This is a genomic window from Exiguobacterium sp. s56 (assembly GCF_018618255.1).
GTDB lineage: Bacteria > Bacillota > Bacilli > Exiguobacteriales > Exiguobacteriaceae > Exiguobacterium > Exiguobacterium chiriqhucha.
In genome coordinates this window covers 153,148-169,608 of record NZ_JACSLR010000002.1, presented here as the reverse complement: position 1 = coordinate 169,608, position 16,461 = coordinate 153,148, and the positions used below count along the sequence as shown (strand labels likewise).

The 16,461-nt window shown below is 55.9% G+C and carries 14 protein-coding genes; 13 read left to right on the top strand and 1 reads right to left on the bottom strand.

What is annotated here, in order from left to right:
• The first annotated feature begins 43 nt into the window (after positions 1-43).
• From dxs to spo0A, 5 genes are all read left to right on the top strand, one after another.
• Positions 44-1,936 carry a 1-deoxy-D-xylulose-5-phosphate synthase gene (dxs, locus tag KNP71_RS03815; protein ID WP_029595274.1) on the top strand — a complete coding sequence of 631 codons (1,893 nt, stop codon included), beginning with the start codon at positions 44-46 and terminating at the stop codon, positions 1,934-1,936.
• Positions 1,937-1,942: 6 nt separating this feature from the next.
• Positions 1,943-2,764, top strand: a complete 822-nt coding sequence (locus KNP71_RS03810; RefSeq protein WP_029595275.1) for a TlyA family RNA methyltransferase — start codon at positions 1,943-1,945, stop codon at positions 2,762-2,764.
• 141 nt (positions 2,765-2,905) lie between these two features.
• Positions 2,906-3,355, top strand: a complete 450-nt coding sequence (gene ahrC, locus KNP71_RS03805) for a transcriptional regulator AhrC/ArgR (RefSeq protein WP_021067696.1) — start codon at positions 2,906-2,908, stop codon at positions 3,353-3,355.
• Between the two features lie 13 nt (positions 3,356-3,368).
• Positions 3,369-5,066 carry a DNA repair protein RecN gene (gene recN / locus KNP71_RS03800; protein ID WP_021067695.1) on the top strand — a complete coding sequence of 566 codons (1,698 nt, stop codon included), beginning with the start codon at positions 3,369-3,371 and terminating at the stop codon, positions 5,064-5,066.
• The gene (gene spo0A, locus KNP71_RS03795) at positions 5,067-5,798 is read left to right on the top strand and encodes a sporulation transcription factor Spo0A (RefSeq protein ID WP_214714657.1); all 732 of its coding nucleotides are present in this window, start codon (positions 5,067-5,069) and stop codon (positions 5,796-5,798) included. It abuts the gene before it with no gap.
• Between the two features lie 615 nt (positions 5,799-6,413).
• Here the strand turns inward: spo0A and KNP71_RS03790 are convergent.
• Entirely contained in the window at positions 6,414-6,662 is a 249-nt protein-coding gene (locus KNP71_RS03790; protein WP_021067693.1) for a DUF2627 family protein, read from the bottom strand.
• A 131-nt stretch (positions 6,663-6,793) separates the two neighbouring features.
• Between KNP71_RS03790 and KNP71_RS03785 the strand changes: the two genes are divergently transcribed.
• From KNP71_RS03785 to KNP71_RS03750, 8 genes are all read left to right on the top strand, one after another.
• On the top strand, positions 6,794-8,431 hold the full coding sequence (locus tag KNP71_RS03785) for a sigma 54-interacting transcriptional regulator (protein ID WP_214830036.1): 1,638 nt from the start codon (positions 6,794-6,796) through the stop codon (positions 8,429-8,431).
• 122 nt (positions 8,432-8,553) lie between these two features.
• Entirely contained in the window at positions 8,554-9,450 is an 897-nt protein-coding gene (gene yqiS, locus KNP71_RS03780) for a phosphate butyryltransferase (RefSeq protein ID WP_058763882.1), read from the top strand.
• A 20-nt stretch (positions 9,451-9,470) separates the two neighbouring features.
• Entirely contained in the window at positions 9,471-10,592 is a 1,122-nt protein-coding gene (locus KNP71_RS03775) for a Glu/Leu/Phe/Val family dehydrogenase (protein WP_214720377.1), read from the top strand.
• 1 nt (position 10,593) lies between these two features.
• Complete coding sequence (gene buk, locus KNP71_RS03770) at positions 10,594-11,685, top strand: butyrate kinase (protein ID WP_214830034.1); 1,092 nt, start codon at positions 10,594-10,596, stop codon at positions 11,683-11,685.
• Positions 11,669-13,078 (top strand): dihydrolipoyl dehydrogenase, encoded by a 1,410-nt coding sequence (gene lpdA, locus KNP71_RS03765; RefSeq protein ID WP_214830032.1) that lies wholly within the window; start codon positions 11,669-11,671, stop codon positions 13,076-13,078. The genes buk and lpdA overlap by 17 nt, the downstream gene beginning before the upstream one ends.
• 21 nt (positions 13,079-13,099) lie before the next feature.
• Positions 13,100-14,098: a thiamine pyrophosphate-dependent dehydrogenase E1 component subunit alpha gene (locus KNP71_RS03760; RefSeq protein ID WP_214830063.1), complete on the top strand. Its 999-nt coding sequence runs from the start codon at positions 13,100-13,102 to the stop codon at positions 14,096-14,098.
• The gene (locus KNP71_RS03755) at positions 14,098-15,075 is read left to right on the top strand and encodes an alpha-ketoacid dehydrogenase subunit beta (RefSeq protein ID WP_029595281.1); all 978 of its coding nucleotides are present in this window, start codon (positions 14,098-14,100) and stop codon (positions 15,073-15,075) included. Before KNP71_RS03760 ends, KNP71_RS03755 begins: the two co-directional genes overlap by 1 nt.
• Before the next feature lie 11 nt (positions 15,076-15,086).
• Positions 15,087-16,406 carry a dihydrolipoamide acetyltransferase family protein gene (locus tag KNP71_RS03750; RefSeq protein ID WP_029595282.1) on the top strand — a complete coding sequence of 440 codons (1,320 nt, stop codon included), beginning with the start codon at positions 15,087-15,089 and terminating at the stop codon, positions 16,404-16,406.
• Positions 16,407-16,461 lie beyond the last annotated feature (55 nt).

Here is a 16,461-nt window from a genome sequence, read left to right as displayed (position 1 = left end):
TAAGGTACGAATCAGTAATAAGACAGGAGAAAGGATGGTCATCATGGACTTGACATCCATTCAAGACCCGTCATTCTTAAAAAAGATGTCGGTACCCGAGTTAGAAGCACTCGGAGCGGACATCAGACGGTTTTTGATTGAAAAATTGGCTGAAACGGGAGGGCACTTGGGACCAAACCTAGGGGTTGTCGAATTGACGCTTGCCTTGCACCGTGTATTTGACAGTCCGAAAGACCAACTCGTATGGGATGTGGGGCATCAAGCCTACGTCCACAAAATCTTGACAGGACGAACGAGTCAGTTCGACACGCTCCGTCAATACAACGGCTTATGCGGGTTCCCGAAGCGTTGTGAGAGTGATCATGACGTCTGGGAGACGGGGCACAGCTCGACGTCCTTATCGGCCGCGATGGGAATCGCCATCGCGAACGAATTGAAAGGGCGCGCGAACGACCGGGCCATCGCCATCATCGGGGACGGGGCGCTCACAGGGGGAATGGCGCTCGAAGCACTCAACCATATCGGCGCCGAGAAACAAAACGTCATCGTCATCTTGAACGACAATGAGATGTCAATCGCCCCGAACGTCGGTGCCTTGCACAATATGCTCGGTCGGATGCGCTCGTCTCGTAAACTGAAACACGCCCGTGAGGAAGTCGAAACGCTCATCAAACATATCCCGATCGTCGGCAACTCGCTCGAACGGAGCGGGGAACGTGTGAAGGATATGTTGAAATCAGCGCTCATCCCGGGGACGTTCTTCGAAGAGCTCGGATTCACGTACTTCGGACCGACAGACGGTCACGATTTACGCGACCTGCTTGAGACGCTCGAATATGCCAAGAAAATCGATGGACCGGTCATCGTCCACGTCATCACGAAAAAAGGCAAGGGCTATCGCCCGGCCGAACTCGATGGTGTCGGCACGTGGCACGGCCTCGGACCGTATAAAATCGAGTCGGGAGAAGTCATCAAAGGCAAGGTCAAAGGACCGAGCTATTCGAAGGTCGTCGCTGAGACGATCACGAAAGTTGCCGAGACGGACGAGCGCGTGACACTCATCACACCCGCGATGAGCGTCGGCTCGAAACTCGATTGCTTCAACAAGCAATTCCCGGAGCGGATGTTTGACGTCGGCATCGCCGAACAGCATGCGGTCACATTGGCCGGAGGACAGGCGACACAAGGCTTGAAGCCGGTCGTCTCGATTTATTCGACGTTCTTCCAACGCGCCTATGATCAGCTCGTGCACGACATTTGCCGTCAAAACTTGAACGTCGTCTTCACAATCGATCGTTCTGGTCTCGTCGGAGCGGACGGGGAGACGCACCAAGGGGTATTCGATATCGCCTTTATGCGTCATGTCCCGAATATTCGCATCTTGATGGCGAAAGACGAGGAAGAGTTGCAACATCTTGTCTATTCAGCGCTGAAGTATGATGATGGTCCAATTGCCGTCCGCTTCCCGCGTGGTGAAGGAATCGGCACACCGATGAGCGAGACGCTCCGCGAATTGCCGCTCGACGTCTGGGAGACGGTTGCAGACGGGACGGACGTCGCCATCTTGACGTTCGGTCCACAAGTGCAAGACGCGCTCGAAGTACGCGCACTGCTTGAAGGACAAGTGAGCGTCCGCGTCATCAACGCTCGGACGATTAAACCGCTCGACGATGTTATGCTCTCTGCTTTATATGCGGAAGGCATCCCGATCGTCACGTTAGAGGAAGCGGCGCTCGCCGGTGGCTTCGGTAGCAGCGTGCTCGAACATGCGAGCGATGCTGGGCAGTTCCCGCGTGTGCTCCGACTCGGCATTCCGGACCGCTATATCGAACACGGCGGCGTCAATCAGCTACTCGAAGAAATCGGGCTCCGTCCGACGCAAATCGCTGACTCGGTTCAGCAGTTCGTTCAAGTGACAAATCGACAGAATGTGTGAGGAACTATGGAAAAACGAAAGAAAACTAGATTAGATGTGCTCCTCGTCGACCGCGGCTTAGCGGAGACGAGAGAGAAGGCGAAGCGGTCTGTCATGGCCGGGCTCGTCTATAGCGGGACCGAACGCCTCGACAAGGCGGGCGACAAAGTGTTCGACGACATTCCGCTCGAAGTGAAAGGCCAAGTGTTGCCATACGTCGGGCGGGGCGGACTGAAGCTTGAAAAAGCGCTCCAAGTCTTCCCGTTCGATGTGGCTGGTAACATCGGCATCGATATCGGCTCATCGACAGGCGGTTTCACCGATTGTGCGCTCCAAAACGGGGCCACGCAAATGTATGCCGTCGACGTCGGCTATAACCAGTTGGCGTGGAAACTTCGGAGCGATGACCGTGTCGTCGTCATGGAGCGGATGAACTTCCGCCATGCGACCGCTGACCAGTTCCCGGTGACGCCGGATTTCGCGACGATCGATGTCTCGTTCATCTCACTTCGGCTCATGATTCCGCCGTTGAAGACGATTTTGAAGCCTAACGGCATCGTCATGGCGCTCGTCAAACCGCAATTTGAGGCCGGGAAGGCCGATGTCGGCAAAAAAGGCATCGTCCGGGACCGCGCCATCCATGAACGGGTCGTCGACGACATGGTCCGTTACTTCGCCTCGGAAGGATTCGAAGTCGCGGGACTCGACTTTTCACCGATCACCGGTGGGGATGGGAATATCGAATTCTTATTGTTCGCCCGTTTTACAGGTGTTGGCAGTGTCGACCCAGCCATCGACGTGGACGCGGTCATCGACGCCGCGCACGCGCAATTAAAGAAGAACGCTTGAGCTGCAGACGTTTCGTCTGCAGCTTTTTCATGCGCGAATGCGACCGACTGGGGAAATCATCCTGTGAATGCTAGACCTTTTTTCGACAATACTTTAGAATGATACTGAGTATGTGAAACATAAAATGAGGTGTCAGCGAGTATGAATAAAGGACAGCGCTTGATTAAGATTCGAGAAATCGTGACAAACCGTGAAATCGAGACGCAAGACGAGCTCGTCGACGAGCTGCATCGCTCTGGATATCCAGTGACCCAGGCAACAGTGTCAAGGGACATCAAAGAGCTCCATCTCGTGAAAGTACCGCTCAACGACGGGCGCTATAAGTATAGCCTTCCGGCCGATCAACGCTTCAACCCGTACGGCAAGATGAAACGGATCCTCGGCGACAGTTTCGTCTCGGTCGACTCGGCCCAAAACTTGGTCGTCATGAAAGTATTACCGGGCAATGCGGATGCAATCGGTGTCTTGATTGACCATTTGTCATGGGATGAATTGATTGGGACGGTGTGTGGCGATGATACGATTCTGATGATCGCCCGCGACGAAGACCAGGCAAAGCGAATCATCGAACGACTACTCGGAATGTTATGAGGTGAACTATCGTATGTTAGCAGAACTATCGATCAAACAATTTGCGATCATCGATGAACTGAATATCACGTTCAAACGTGGGATGACCGTATTGACGGGTGAGACCGGAGCCGGGAAATCAATCTTGCTCGATGCGATCGGCCTGCTCGTCGGGGGCCGCGGTTCGAGCGAGTTCGTCCGCTATGGCCAAGACAAGGCGGAGATCGAAGGGCTGTTCAACGTCGAACCAGACCATCCGATCATCGAGGCGGCGACCCAATACGGCATCGAGATTGAAGAAGGGACCGTCATTTTGCGCCGCGACCTACATAGTAGCGGAAAGAGTGTTTGCCGTGTCAACGGTAAGATGATGCCGCTGTCGACGCTTCGCGAGCTCGGACGGCTGCTCGTCGATATTCATGGCCAGCATGAGCACCAGCACTTGATGGATGCCGAATACCATCTCGGCATTTTAGATAGTTTTGCCGAAACCGAGCTCGCCCCGCTCCTCGAACGTTATCGAGAGGCTTACGTCGATTGGAAGAACGTCGCCGACGAGTTGAAACGATTGAGTCAAAGCGAACAAGAACTGGCCCAGCGCATGGACCTGCTCGCGTTCCAGACGAATGAGATTGAGGCGGCCGAACTGAAGGTCGGAGAAGAACAGGCGCTCACCGAGGAACGGAACGAGCTCGCCAACTTCGAGCGGATTCATCAGCACGTCCGGTTATCGTATGAGGCCGTCGCGGATGAGGCGAAAGGTCTCGATCAAATCGGGATCGCCATGCGCGAGATGGAGGAAGCTTCCTCATTGTCGACATCGCTCGCGCCGATGGCCGAAACAATCTCGAACGCTTATTTCTTGCTCGAGGACGCCAAATTCCAGTTGCGCGATCAGCTCGATTCACTCGAATTTGATCCGATTCGGCTCGATGAAATTGAGACGAGGCTCGCCTTGTTCCAACAGTTGAAACGGAAATACGGGGCCACGATCGACGAGGTCATCACGTATGGGGAAAAAATCGCCGACGAGTTAAAATCGATGACGAATCGGGAAGAACACTTGCAAGAACTATCGGACCGGCTCGCCCAGCTCGAACAAAAAGTGCGTACGACCGGACTAGCGTTATCGGCGGCCCGCAAACAAGCGGCGACCGAGCTCGAGAAAGCGATTCAGCGTGAATTGAAGGAATTGTATATGGAGAAGACCCAGTTCGAAGTCCGGTTCAAAGAAGGGCCGTTCAAGGCAGACGGACTCGACCAAGTCGAGTTCTATATGATGACGAACGTCGGCGAACCGTTCAAGCCGCTCGCCAAAGTCGCTTCAGGCGGAGAACTATCCCGCGTCATGCTCGCGTTGAAATCGATTTTCTCAAGGACGGTCGGTGTCGCGTCCATCATCTTCGACGAGGTCGATACTGGCGTGTCGGGACGGGTCGCCCAAGCGATGGGCGAGAAAATTTTCCGGTTGTCGGTCGGATCGCAAGTGCTCTGCATCACCCATTTGGCCCAAGTGGCCGCTATGGCGGACCAGCATTTGTATATCACGAAGACGGAAACGGATGAGCGCACGAAGACGAACGTGTCGACGCTCGGGCATGCCGAACGGGTCGATGAGCTCGGACGGATGATTGCCGGGGCGCAAATGACGGAATTGACGAAACAACATGTGGAGGAACTGCTCACCATGTCTCTCCAATTAAAACGGAAGTTTATCGAAGGAGTGTCTTAATTGATTACATTATGCATCGCGGACGACAATCGAGAAATCGTCGATTTGTTGACCCGCCAACTCGAGTCCGAAGACGATTTGAAAGTCGTCGGGACAGCCTACGACGGCGAGGCATGCTTAGACGTCGTCAAGACACACCAGCCGGACGTGCTCCTGCTCGACATCATCATGCCGCATCTAGACGGGATCGGCGTCCTCGAACGGTTACAGACGGAACTGGCGAACGCCAAACCGGAAGTGATCATGCTCAGCGCGTTCGGGAAAGATGAAGTCACGAAGCAGGCCGTTCAACTCGGCGCTTCTTACTTTTTAGTCAAGCCGTTCAACATTCAACAACTGATCACGAAAATCCGCGAACTCGCCGCCGGCTCGAGCCGAGACTTCGAGGCGATGTCACCGGAAGAACTCGATATCTCGCTCTTACTGCAACAACTCGGCATCTCGCCGCGGATCAAAGGGTTCAAATACATCCGCCAAGCCGTCGTCTACGTGCGGGAACGTCAGGAATTGCTCGGCTTGATTACGAAGGAGCTCTATCCGATGATTGCCAAGGAACATGAGACGACGTCGTCCCGTGTCGAGCGGGCGATGCGCCACGCCATCAAGACGGCGTGGGAGAACGGGATGCGCGATCATGAGATGTTCGACGGGCGCCCGGAACGCGAACGCAGTCCGAAAAACTCAGAATTTATCTCGTATTTCGTCACGTATCAGTCGTTCAAGCAGCAGTGATCGATCAGGAGGATTTCCTCCTGATTTTTCTTTTACTTTGTGAAAGAAAGCGCTTGCAAATTGGGCGAAACTTGTTATAATAAAGGTGTACCAAGTTACTTGGACGAGCGTCAGATGAACGCTTTCTAACGTGTTCCGGAACGGGTTAGAGCAAGAAATCATCTCGGACCGCTATCCGTCAATAGCTCAGAGGTGGGAACGACATCTCAAATCGTCATCGTCCCGACGAGAGGTCGCGACGTACGCTCATTCGCGAGGCGATTCCGGCATCGAGTTCGAAGCTAGGGACCGTGCCCGGGGAAAACGAATCGTTCAGTTGACCAAAAGGAGTGTTGTCAACCGTTGAACAGTTTATGGCAAGCGTTCGACTTCACGATGGATGGTTCGACATGACCCGATGATTAATCGTTAGTAACTCGAATGGGTACGTTTCCGTTCACGCAAGACGGCAGTTACTAATTTCTTTCAAACTTCTTCATTAAGAAGACCATTGGACCTCATGTCACAAGATTGTAGCAAGTAGGAGAGGAGATCATCCGTAGTGATCACAATTCAATACGAATAAAAAGGTTCCCCACTTGAAATGAAGTCAAGTTAGGGAACCTTTTTTTGTGTTCAAGAATCTATTCGTGGGACTTTGCCTGTTTTCTTATCACGATTGAAGATATAACCTGCCACGAAACCGATCCCGCCCATCGCAATCAACAGTCCGAACGTTCCTTGTAACATCGAGGCGGCTGCCACCGACTCGATCCAAGAGAACGGGACGCTCGTCTTGAGGAAGAAACTGTCGCGAAGTAACTTGATGCCATAGACACCGAAGAGGCCAGGGATGATTAAGATCAACAGTGCGATGATGCGCATAGGATCTCCTCCTTAACACTCATTATTTTAACAGAAAATACATAGGCCGACACGGCATTTTTTGTGAGGTTGCGAAATCAGTTCAGGTTCAGTAGCATGAATGCAGAACGGTAAAATTGGGGGATTTCAGAATGAATAAACGATTGATGATTGTCGGTGCGGGAAAAGGCGGGACCGAGGTGCTGAAAATGCTGCTCGACTCGCCGCTTGCCACCGTCGTCGCCGTCATCGACCCAGAGTCGACGGCCGAAGGGATGCAGCTCGCACGAAACCAGGGGATTATGACGGCGGAAGATTGGCGGGCCTGTGCCGACAAGCGTCTCGATTTTGTCATCGAGACGACGGGCCGCTCCGAGACGTTCGATGAGTTGAAAGGACACTTTGCGGATGCGGTCGTCTTGCCCGGCGAGTTCATCCGCATCGTCGTCGAACGGTTGAAGCAAAATCAACAGATGCTCGAGGCGATTATCGACTGTACGAGCGAGGCGATCTCGGTCGCCGACCATAACGGGAACACGATTCTAATCAATCCGTCCTATACGCGACTGACGGGATTCAAGAAAGAAGACGTCGTCGACAAGCCGGCGACGGCCGACATCGGCATGCAGGAGAGCGTCCACTTGAAAGTGCTGTCGACCGGGCAAGGTGTCCGGGATATCCGGATGCAGATCGGGGCGACGCGGCGCGACATTCTCGTCAATGCCGAACCGATTATCGTCGAAGGACAATTGCGCGGGTCGGTCGGTGTCATCCGGGACGTGTCTCAAATTCGGGCGCTCCGTGACGAGTTACAAGAGGCGAAGACACGCATCCGCAACCTCGAGGCAAAATACCAGTTCGCCGACATCATCGCGTCGAGCGATGCGATGCGCTTCGTCATCGAACAGGCCCGCCTCGCCGCGGTCACGCCGGTCACCGTCCTCATTCGCGGGGAGTCGGGGACGGGCAAGGAACTGTTCGCCCACGCCATTCATGGGGAGTCACCGCGCAAATATAAAAAGTTCGTCCGCGTCAATTGTGCGGCCATCTCCCCGACGCTGCTCGAGAGTGAATTGTTCGGCTACGAGGACGGCGCCTTCAGCGGGGCGAAACGCGGGGGGAAGGTCGGTTATTTCGAAGAGGCCGATGGCGGCTCTCTCTTCCTAGACGAGATCGGCGAACTCCCGGTCGATGTCCAAGTCAAACTCCTCCGTGTCCTGCAAGAGCATGAGATCGTCCGGGTCGGGGGCACGAATGCGATCCCGGTCGACGTCCGCATCATCGCGGCGACGAACGCCGACCTTGAACAAAAAGTGGCGGACGGCACGTTCCGTGAAGACTTATATTACCGGATCAACCGGATGCCGATCCACATCCCGCCGCTCCGGGACCGGCTCGAAGAAATCGAGCCACTCTGCGAACGCATCGTCCGCAAGCTGAACCAAGAGTACGGCCGCAGCGTGCGTGGGGTGAACCGCGAGGCGACCGAGCTGTTGAAGAATCAGTATTGGAAAGGCAACGTCCGAGAGCTCGAGAATGTCCTCGGGCGGGCGATCATCTATATGGCGAGTTCCGAGCAGTGGATCGCGCCGCACCACCTACAGCTGTCACCGCGTGTCGCATCGGCCCGACCGACCGACGCGCTGTCGTTACAGGATGCCGTGTCGCGCTATGAGCGTGATTTGATTGAACGGGCCATCGAGGAGGCGGACGGCAACAAGTCAGAGGCCGCCCGGCGATTACACATTTCGATTCGGACGCTGTATAATAAACTTGAACGTATGCAATAAATTACCTGCATTTTTTTTCATACCACGCAAAAAAGTGCAGAGTATACGACCTATTAAAGCGCTTTCAAAAGTGGAAACAAAATTGCTTGTTAGTGGATGAAGACAGGCAAGGGGGGACATGCATGAATTTTGAACGGATGCTCGAAAAGGCGAAGCGGTTGGACGGGCGCACCGTCTCGATTGCCGGGGCCGCCGATGTGGAGGTCATTCGCGCCGTCAAACTCGCGACCGATCACGGTCTATCTCGATTTAAATTGATTGGAGATGCCCGGGAGATTAAACGATTATGCGACGAGCACGGCATCGAAGATCACGCGGTCGATATCATCCACGTCAAAGGCGATAAAGAGATTGCCAAACGAGCGACGCTCGCGGTCAAGACAGGAGAAGCGGATGTGCTCATGAAAGGAATGGTCGCGACGTCGACGTTCATGAAAGCTGTGCTCAGCCGCGAGGCAGGACTCCGGACGAACCGGACGCTCAGCCATATCGCCTTATTTCAAATCCCGAACCGGGAACGATTAATCGGTGTGACCGACGCGGCCATCCATATCGCGCCGACGCTCGAAGAGAAAGTGGACATCATCGCCAATGCGGTCGATGCGATGACAGACATCGGGTACGAGCTACCGCGTGTCGCTGCCATCGCCGCCGTCGAAGTGGTCAATCCACAGATGGCCGCCACGACAGACGCGGCGCTGCTCGCCCAAATGAACCGTCGCGGCCAAATCAAAGGATGTGTCGTCGACGGACCGCTTGCGCTCGATAACGCCGTCGACATGGTCGCGGCCAAACAAAAAGGCATCGAGAGTGAGGTCGCCGGACAAGCCGACCTATTGCTCGTCCCATACATAGAGGTCGGCAACGTCCTTTATAAGTCGATGATGTACTTTGCCGGAGCGAGCGTGGCGGCGATCGTCGTCGGCGCAGCCGCACCGGTCGTTTTGACGAGCCGGGCCGATACGGCCGAGGCCAAACTGTACTCACTCGCATTCGCGCTCTTGCACGCTAAAAAATAAATTTTATGGAGGAATCATCAATGATGGAAACAAACATGGAACCACGCTTTCGAATTTTCGACGTCTTGCAGGCCGAGGACTATGAGCAAATCGTCTTTTGCCAAGACCAGGCGTCAGGACTGAAGGCGATTATCGCCATTCATGACACGACACTCGGGCCGGCTCTCGGGGGGCTGCGGATGTGGAACTATGCGTCGGAAGAAGAAGCGCTCACGGACGTCCTTCGTCTCGCAAAAGGGATGACGTACAAAAACGCGGCAGCGGGCCTCAACCTCGGTGGCGGGAAAGCCGTCATCATCGGCAATGCGAAGACGGACAAGTCGGAGGCGTTGTTCCGTGCGTTCGGTCGTTACGTGCAGTCGCTCAGCGGCCGTTATATCACGGCGGAAGACGTCAATACGTCGGTCGCCGACATGGACTTCATCCATATGGAGACGGATTACGTGACCGGCGTCAGCCCGGCGTTCGGCTCGAGCGGCAACCCGTCGCCGGTGACGGCGTACGGCGTGTACCGCGGCATGAAGGCGGCGGCGAAATGGAAGTTCGGCTCGGACTCGCTTGCCGGCAAGACGGTCGCTGTCCAAGGCGTCGGCAACGTCGCCTACAACTTATGCCGTCATCTCCATGAAGAAGGGGCGCACTTGGTCGTCACCGACATCAATGAAGAGGCGCTCAAGCGCGCTGAGACGGACTTCGGTGCGACGGTCGTCAAGCCGGACGAGATTTATGCGGTCGATTGTGACATTTTCGCCCCGTGTGCGCTCGGTGCGATCATCAACGACAAGACGATTCCGATGCTCAAAGCCCAAATCGTCGCCGGTGCGGCCAACAACCAGCTCGCCGAGGACCGTCACGGGGACGTGCTCGAGGAGCGCGGCATTCTCTATGCACCGGACTTCGTCATCAACGCGGGCGGGGTCATCAACGTGGCCGACGAACTCGAAGGGTATAACCGCGAGCGGGCGATGAAGAAAGTCGAACTCATCTATGACAACATGCAGCGCGTCTTCGAAATCGCGGAGCGCGACGGGGTGCCGACGCATGTCGCCGCCGAGAAGATGGCCGAGGAACGGATTCAGATGATGTCCCGTTCGCGCAGCCAGTTCTTGAAAGTCGAAAAGAGCTTATTGGGTGGGCGCTGAGATGACACGACAGCTCATTCTTGCCATCAACCCGGGCTCGACGTCGACGAAGGTCGGTTTGTTTGACGGAGCGGACGAGATCTTGTCTCGTACCGTCCGTCACGAGGCCGATGTCACAGGATTGTCACTACCGGAGCAACTGCCGCATCGTGAACGCGAAGTGCGACAATTGTTGGCCGAGTCGAACATCGCGGGCGAGGAGTTGTCCGCGATCGTCGGTCGCGGCGGGCTGCTGGCCCCGATGACATCGGGGACGTACGCTGTCAACCCGCTCATGCGTGAAGATTTGGCGAGCGGTCGTTTCGGGATGCATGCCTCGAACTTGGGCGGACTACTCGCTTATAAACTCGGTGAATTATTTCAGGTACCGAATTTCATCGTCGATCCAGTCGTCGTCGATGAGCTCGGCCCGCTCGCGCGTGCGACGGGAATGCCGGAAATCAATCGTCGCAGCATCTTTCACGCCTTGAATCAGAAGGCGGTCGCAAAACGTTTCGCAGTCGAAAATGGAAGCGATTACAAACAGCTCAACTTGATTATCGCCCACCTCGGAGGAGGTATCACAGTCGGTGCCCACGCCAAAGGCGCCGTCATCGATGTGAACAACGGACTCGACGGCGATGGGCCGCTCGCACCAGAACGGGCAGGCTCGATTCCTGTTGGACAGGTAGTAGAACTATGTTATAGTACCAGGTATAAAGAGTCGGAAATGAAACAGAAAATCGTCGGACGCGGAGGGCTGTTTGCCCACCTCGGAACGTTCGACGCGATCGAGATCGAACAGCGCATGGCAGATGGCGATGAACAGGCCGCTCTTCTTTACGAGACGATGGCATACCGCGTCGCCCAGGAAATCGCCAAACATGGCGCCACCCTACGCGGCGACGTCGACGCGATTCTGTTGACGGGTGGCATCGCCTATTCGACTTGGCTGACCGAGCAAATCAGTGCGCGCGTCGGCTATTTGGCGCCGGTTCACATCTATCCGGGCGAAGATGAGCTGAAGGCACTCGCCGAAGGCGCACTCCGGGCCATCCGACATGAAGAAGCAGTTCGAGAATATGAGGGGGATACACATGGCACGAGAATTTGAAATCGTCGTCATCGGCGGCGGTCCTGGCGGATATGTCGCAGCCATCAAGGCGGCCCAAGCCGGGAAAACTGTCGCAATCGTGGAGGCCGAGAAACTCGGCGGGACATGTCTACATAAAGGCTGCATCCCGACGAAGGCGTTGTTGAAAGCGGCCCACGTCTATCAGACGGCAAAACACGGGAGCACGTACGGTGTTGAGACGGGATCCGTTTCGTTCAGCATGGAGCGGGCCCAGTCATTCAAACGCGACTTGGTCGCGGGACTAGAAAAAGGTATTGAGCATCTGATGAAGCAAGGTAAAATCGAGGTGTTTCGCGGAAAGGCATCGATTTTGGGACCGAGCATCTTCTCGCCGCAGCCGGGAACGGTCGCGGTCGAAGACGAATCCGGGGAGTCCGAGCTCATCTTGCCGAACCAGCTCATCATCGCGACAGGGTCGATTCCGCGCGAATTGCCAGGGCTGCCGTTTGACCATACACGCATCTTGAACTCGGACGACCTGCTCCAGTTCGAACAGTTGCCAGAATCCATCGCCATCGTCGGCGGTGGGGTCATCGGTGTCGAATGGGCCTCGATGCTCATCGACCTTGATGTCGCGGTCACGCTGATTGAAGTCGGGGAGCGTCTGTTGCCGCTCGAAGACAAGGCTGTGTCACGGGAAGTCGAGCGACTCCTGAAAAAACGGGGCGTCCGTGTGTTGAAGAACGTCACCGTCGACCCGGAGCGTACAGAAGTAGCAACCGATGCCGTCTCGCTCGCGGTCGGCGAAGAAACGATCTCGGTCGAGTGTGTACTCGTCTCGGTCGGACGGGTCGCCAATACGGAGCATCTCGGGTTACAGAACACGTCGATTGTCGTCGAGAACGGTGTCATCCAAGTCGATGAACAGTATCGGACGAAAGAACGTCACATCTTCGCCATCGGAGACTGCATCGGCAAGCTTCAACTCGCCCATGTCGCCTCGGCGGAAGGTGTGAAGGCGGTCGAGACGATTCTCGGTCACGAGCCGACTCCGCTCGACTACGCCTTGATTCCGCGTTGTGTCTATGGGGTCCCGGAAGTCGCATCGGTCGGCATGACCGAAGAAGGTGCCAAAGCAGCCGGGCATGAAGTCAAAACGGGCACGTATCGTTTCAACGGCCTCGGCAAGGCCCGTATCGAAGGGCAAGCGGATGGATTCGTCAAACTCGTGTCGGACAAGACGACGGACGACCTGCTCGGTGTACACATCGTCGGGCCAAAAGCGACGGAATTAATCACAGAAGGCGGACTCGCTCTCGTCTTGAACGCCACGGCATGGGAAATGGGCCAACTCGTCCATCCTCACCCGGCGCTGAGCGAAGCGTTCCAAGAAGCGGCACTGGCCGTTGACGGATTACCGATTCACGCCTAAGGAGGAAACAGAATGGAACAGATGACTGTGAATTCATATGAGGAACTAGGATTGACGAAACAAGACCTCGGTGCGATGTACGAGACGATGGTCCGTGCCCGTAAAATCGATGAGCGCATGTGGAAATTGAACCGTGCCGGAAAAATCCCGTTCGTCGTCTCGTGTCAAGGACAAGAGGCGGCCCAAGTCGGGGCGGCGTTCGCGCTCGAAAAAGGGACGGACTATATTCTTCCGTATTACCGCGATGTCGCCGTTGTCCTCCACTTCGGACAGACGGCTCACGATTTAATGTTGTCGGCGTTCGCCAAGGCGGAAGACCCAAACTCAGGCGGCCGTCAAATGCCGGGCCATTTCGGTTCGAAACAGCACCGCATCGTGACGGGCTCGTCTCCGGTGACGACACAAGTGCCGCATGCGGTCGGTGTGGCGCTCGCCGCCAAACTGAAAAAAGAAGAGCTCGTCACGTTCGTCTCGTTCGGAGAAGGCTCGTCGAACCAAGGTGACTTCCACGAAGGTGCGAACTTCGCGGGCGTGCATAAGTTGCCTGTGATTTTGTTCTGTGAGAACAACAAATACGCCATCTCGGTACCGCTCTCGAAGCAACTCGCTTGCGAGCGCGTATCGGACCGCGCCAAAGGTTACGGGATGCCAGGCGTCACGGTCGATGGGACAGATCCGATTGCCGTTTATGTCGCCGTGAAAGAAGCCCGCGCCCGCGCCCTTCGCGGCGAAGGCCCGACGCTCATCGAAGCCGAAGTCGAACGTCTCGTACCGCACTCGTCGGATGACGATGACAAAGCGTATCGCTCGGTCGAAGAGTTGGCCGACCTTAAGAATCGTGACGGGAATCAATTGTTCCGGAAGCGTTTGATTGAAGATGGCGTCATGACCGAGGAAGAACTCGCAGAGATCGAGGCGAACGTCGATCGTGAAGTCAATGAGGCGACTGCTTACGCCGATAAGGCACCATATGCGTCTCCTGAATCGACGATGGACCATGTGTACGAGGGGGAAATGTGATGAAAACGTTTATTGAAGCGATCAATGAAGCGATCCATGAAGAAATGGAACGCGATGAGAACGTCTTCGTGCTCGGGGAAGATGTCGGCGTCCGAGGCGGTGTGTTCCGCGCGACGCAAGGCTTGATTGAGAAGTACGGCGAGGACCGCGTCATCGATGCGCCGCTCGCCGAGAGCGCGATCGCAGGTGTCGGGATCGGGGCGGCCATGTATGGCATGCGTCCAATCGCCGAAATGCAATTCGCCGACTTCATCATGCCGGCGGTCAACCAAATCGTCTCCGAAGCGGCAAAAATCCGTTACCGTTCAAATAACGATTGGACGTGCCCGATGGTCATCCGTGCACCGTTCGGCGGCGGGATTCATGGCGCACTCTATCACTCCCAATCGGTCGAGGCGATGTTCAACTCGACGCCTGGACTCAAAGTCGTCATCCCATCTGACCCGGTTGATGCGAAAGGGTTGCTCAAGGCAGCCATCCGCTCAAACGACCCGGTCCTCTTCTTCGAACATAAACGGGCGTACCGCCTCTTGAAAGCCGACCTTCCGACTGACGACTATACGGTCGAAATCGGCAAGGCCGCCGTCAAGCGGGAAGGTGACGACATCACAATCATCACGTACGGTCTGTGCGTCCACATGGCCCAGGAAGCGGCGAAAACGCTCGAAGCCGAAGGCATCAGCACGCACATCCTTGATTTGCGCACGATCTATCCGCTCGACCAAGAGGGGATCGTCGAAGCCGTCAAGAAGACCGGGAAAGTGCTCCTCGTCACCGAGGACAATAAGGAAGGCAGCATCATCGGGGAAGTCGCGGCCATCATCGCGGAGAAAGCGCTGTTCGAACTCGATGCGCCAATCGAGCGTCTGGCGGGACCGGACGTTCCGTCGATGCCGTATGCACCACCGATGGAGAAGTTCTTCATCGTATCCCCTGAAAAAATCGCGGAGCGGGCACGTCAGCTCGCCGCCTTTTAAGGAGGGGTCATATGGAACAGACAATTAAAATGCCACAGCTCGGGGAAAGTGTCACTGAGGGGACGATCACAACGTTTCTCGTCAAACCAGGTGACCGCGTCGAGGAGTATGAGCCGCTCGCCGAGGTCATGACCGATAAAGTAACCGCTGAGATTCCGGCGACGAGTGCCGGTGTCGTGAAACAGATTTTAATCAGTGAAGGCGACACGGTCGCCGTCGGCACACCGGTCCTCGTCATGGAAGTCGAAGGTGCCGATTCGGCGCCAGCGAAAGCAGAAGTGGTAGCAGAACCGGCACAAGTCGAAGCGGCCCCGGTCGAGACGAAGCAAGCGGTCACTGTAGCGTCGGCCGCGCCACGAAAACAGAATAACGGTCGTTTCTCGCCGGCCGTCATCCGACTCGCCAATGAGAACGCGATCGACTTGAACGAACTCGACGGCAGTGGCCTCGGTGGTCGCATCACGCGCAAAGATGTCCTCCGCTACTTATCGGAAGGCCGTCCGGTCAAGCCGGAAGCGGCGACGCAAGTGCCGCTTCAAGAGACGATGACAAAAACGAAGCTCGACGTACCTGAGTCGGCCGCGGCACCTTCCGTGTCACCATCTGTGCCGGCAACCGACGGGTCGTCGGACCGAGTCGAATTCATTCCGACGGCAGGTGTCCGTCAAGCGATTGCCAACAACATGGTCCGCTCGAAACATGAGGCCCCGCATGCGTGGCTCATGATCGAGGTCGATGTGACAAACCTCGTCACGGCTCGGGCCAAGTTGAAAGACGAGTTCTTCAAACGGGAAGGTGTCAAACTGACGTTTATGCCGTTCTTTATGAAAGCGGCGATCGAGGCGCTCAAAAAACATCCGATGATGAACTCGGAATGGGCGGGCGATCACATCAAAGTCCATCAAGACATCCATCTATCGGTCGCCGTCGCGGCGAACGACGCCCTCTACGTCCCGGTCATCAAGCACGCGGACGAGAAGAACATCAAAGGTCTTGCCGTCGCACTTCAAGACGTCGCGGCCCGTGCCCGCGGCAACCGCTTGAAAGCGGACGAGATGCGCGGCGGCACGTTCACGATCAACAATACGGGTGCGTTCGGTTCGATTCAGTCGGCACCGATTCTGAATTACCCGCAAGCGGCGATCTTGTCGGTCGAGTCGATCGTGAAGCGCCCAGTTTGGGTGAACGGGATGTTCGCGGCGCGTGACATGGTCAACTTGTGCATGTCGGTCGACCACCGTGTCCTCGACGGTCTCGTCGCCGGTCAGTTCTTGCAGGCGATCAAACAGTCGCTCGAGTCCATCGACCCGGACACGTATACGCTCTATTGATTCACGTCCTGCCTTCGACCGAGGGCAGGATTTTTCATATGGAAAATAAAAAAGC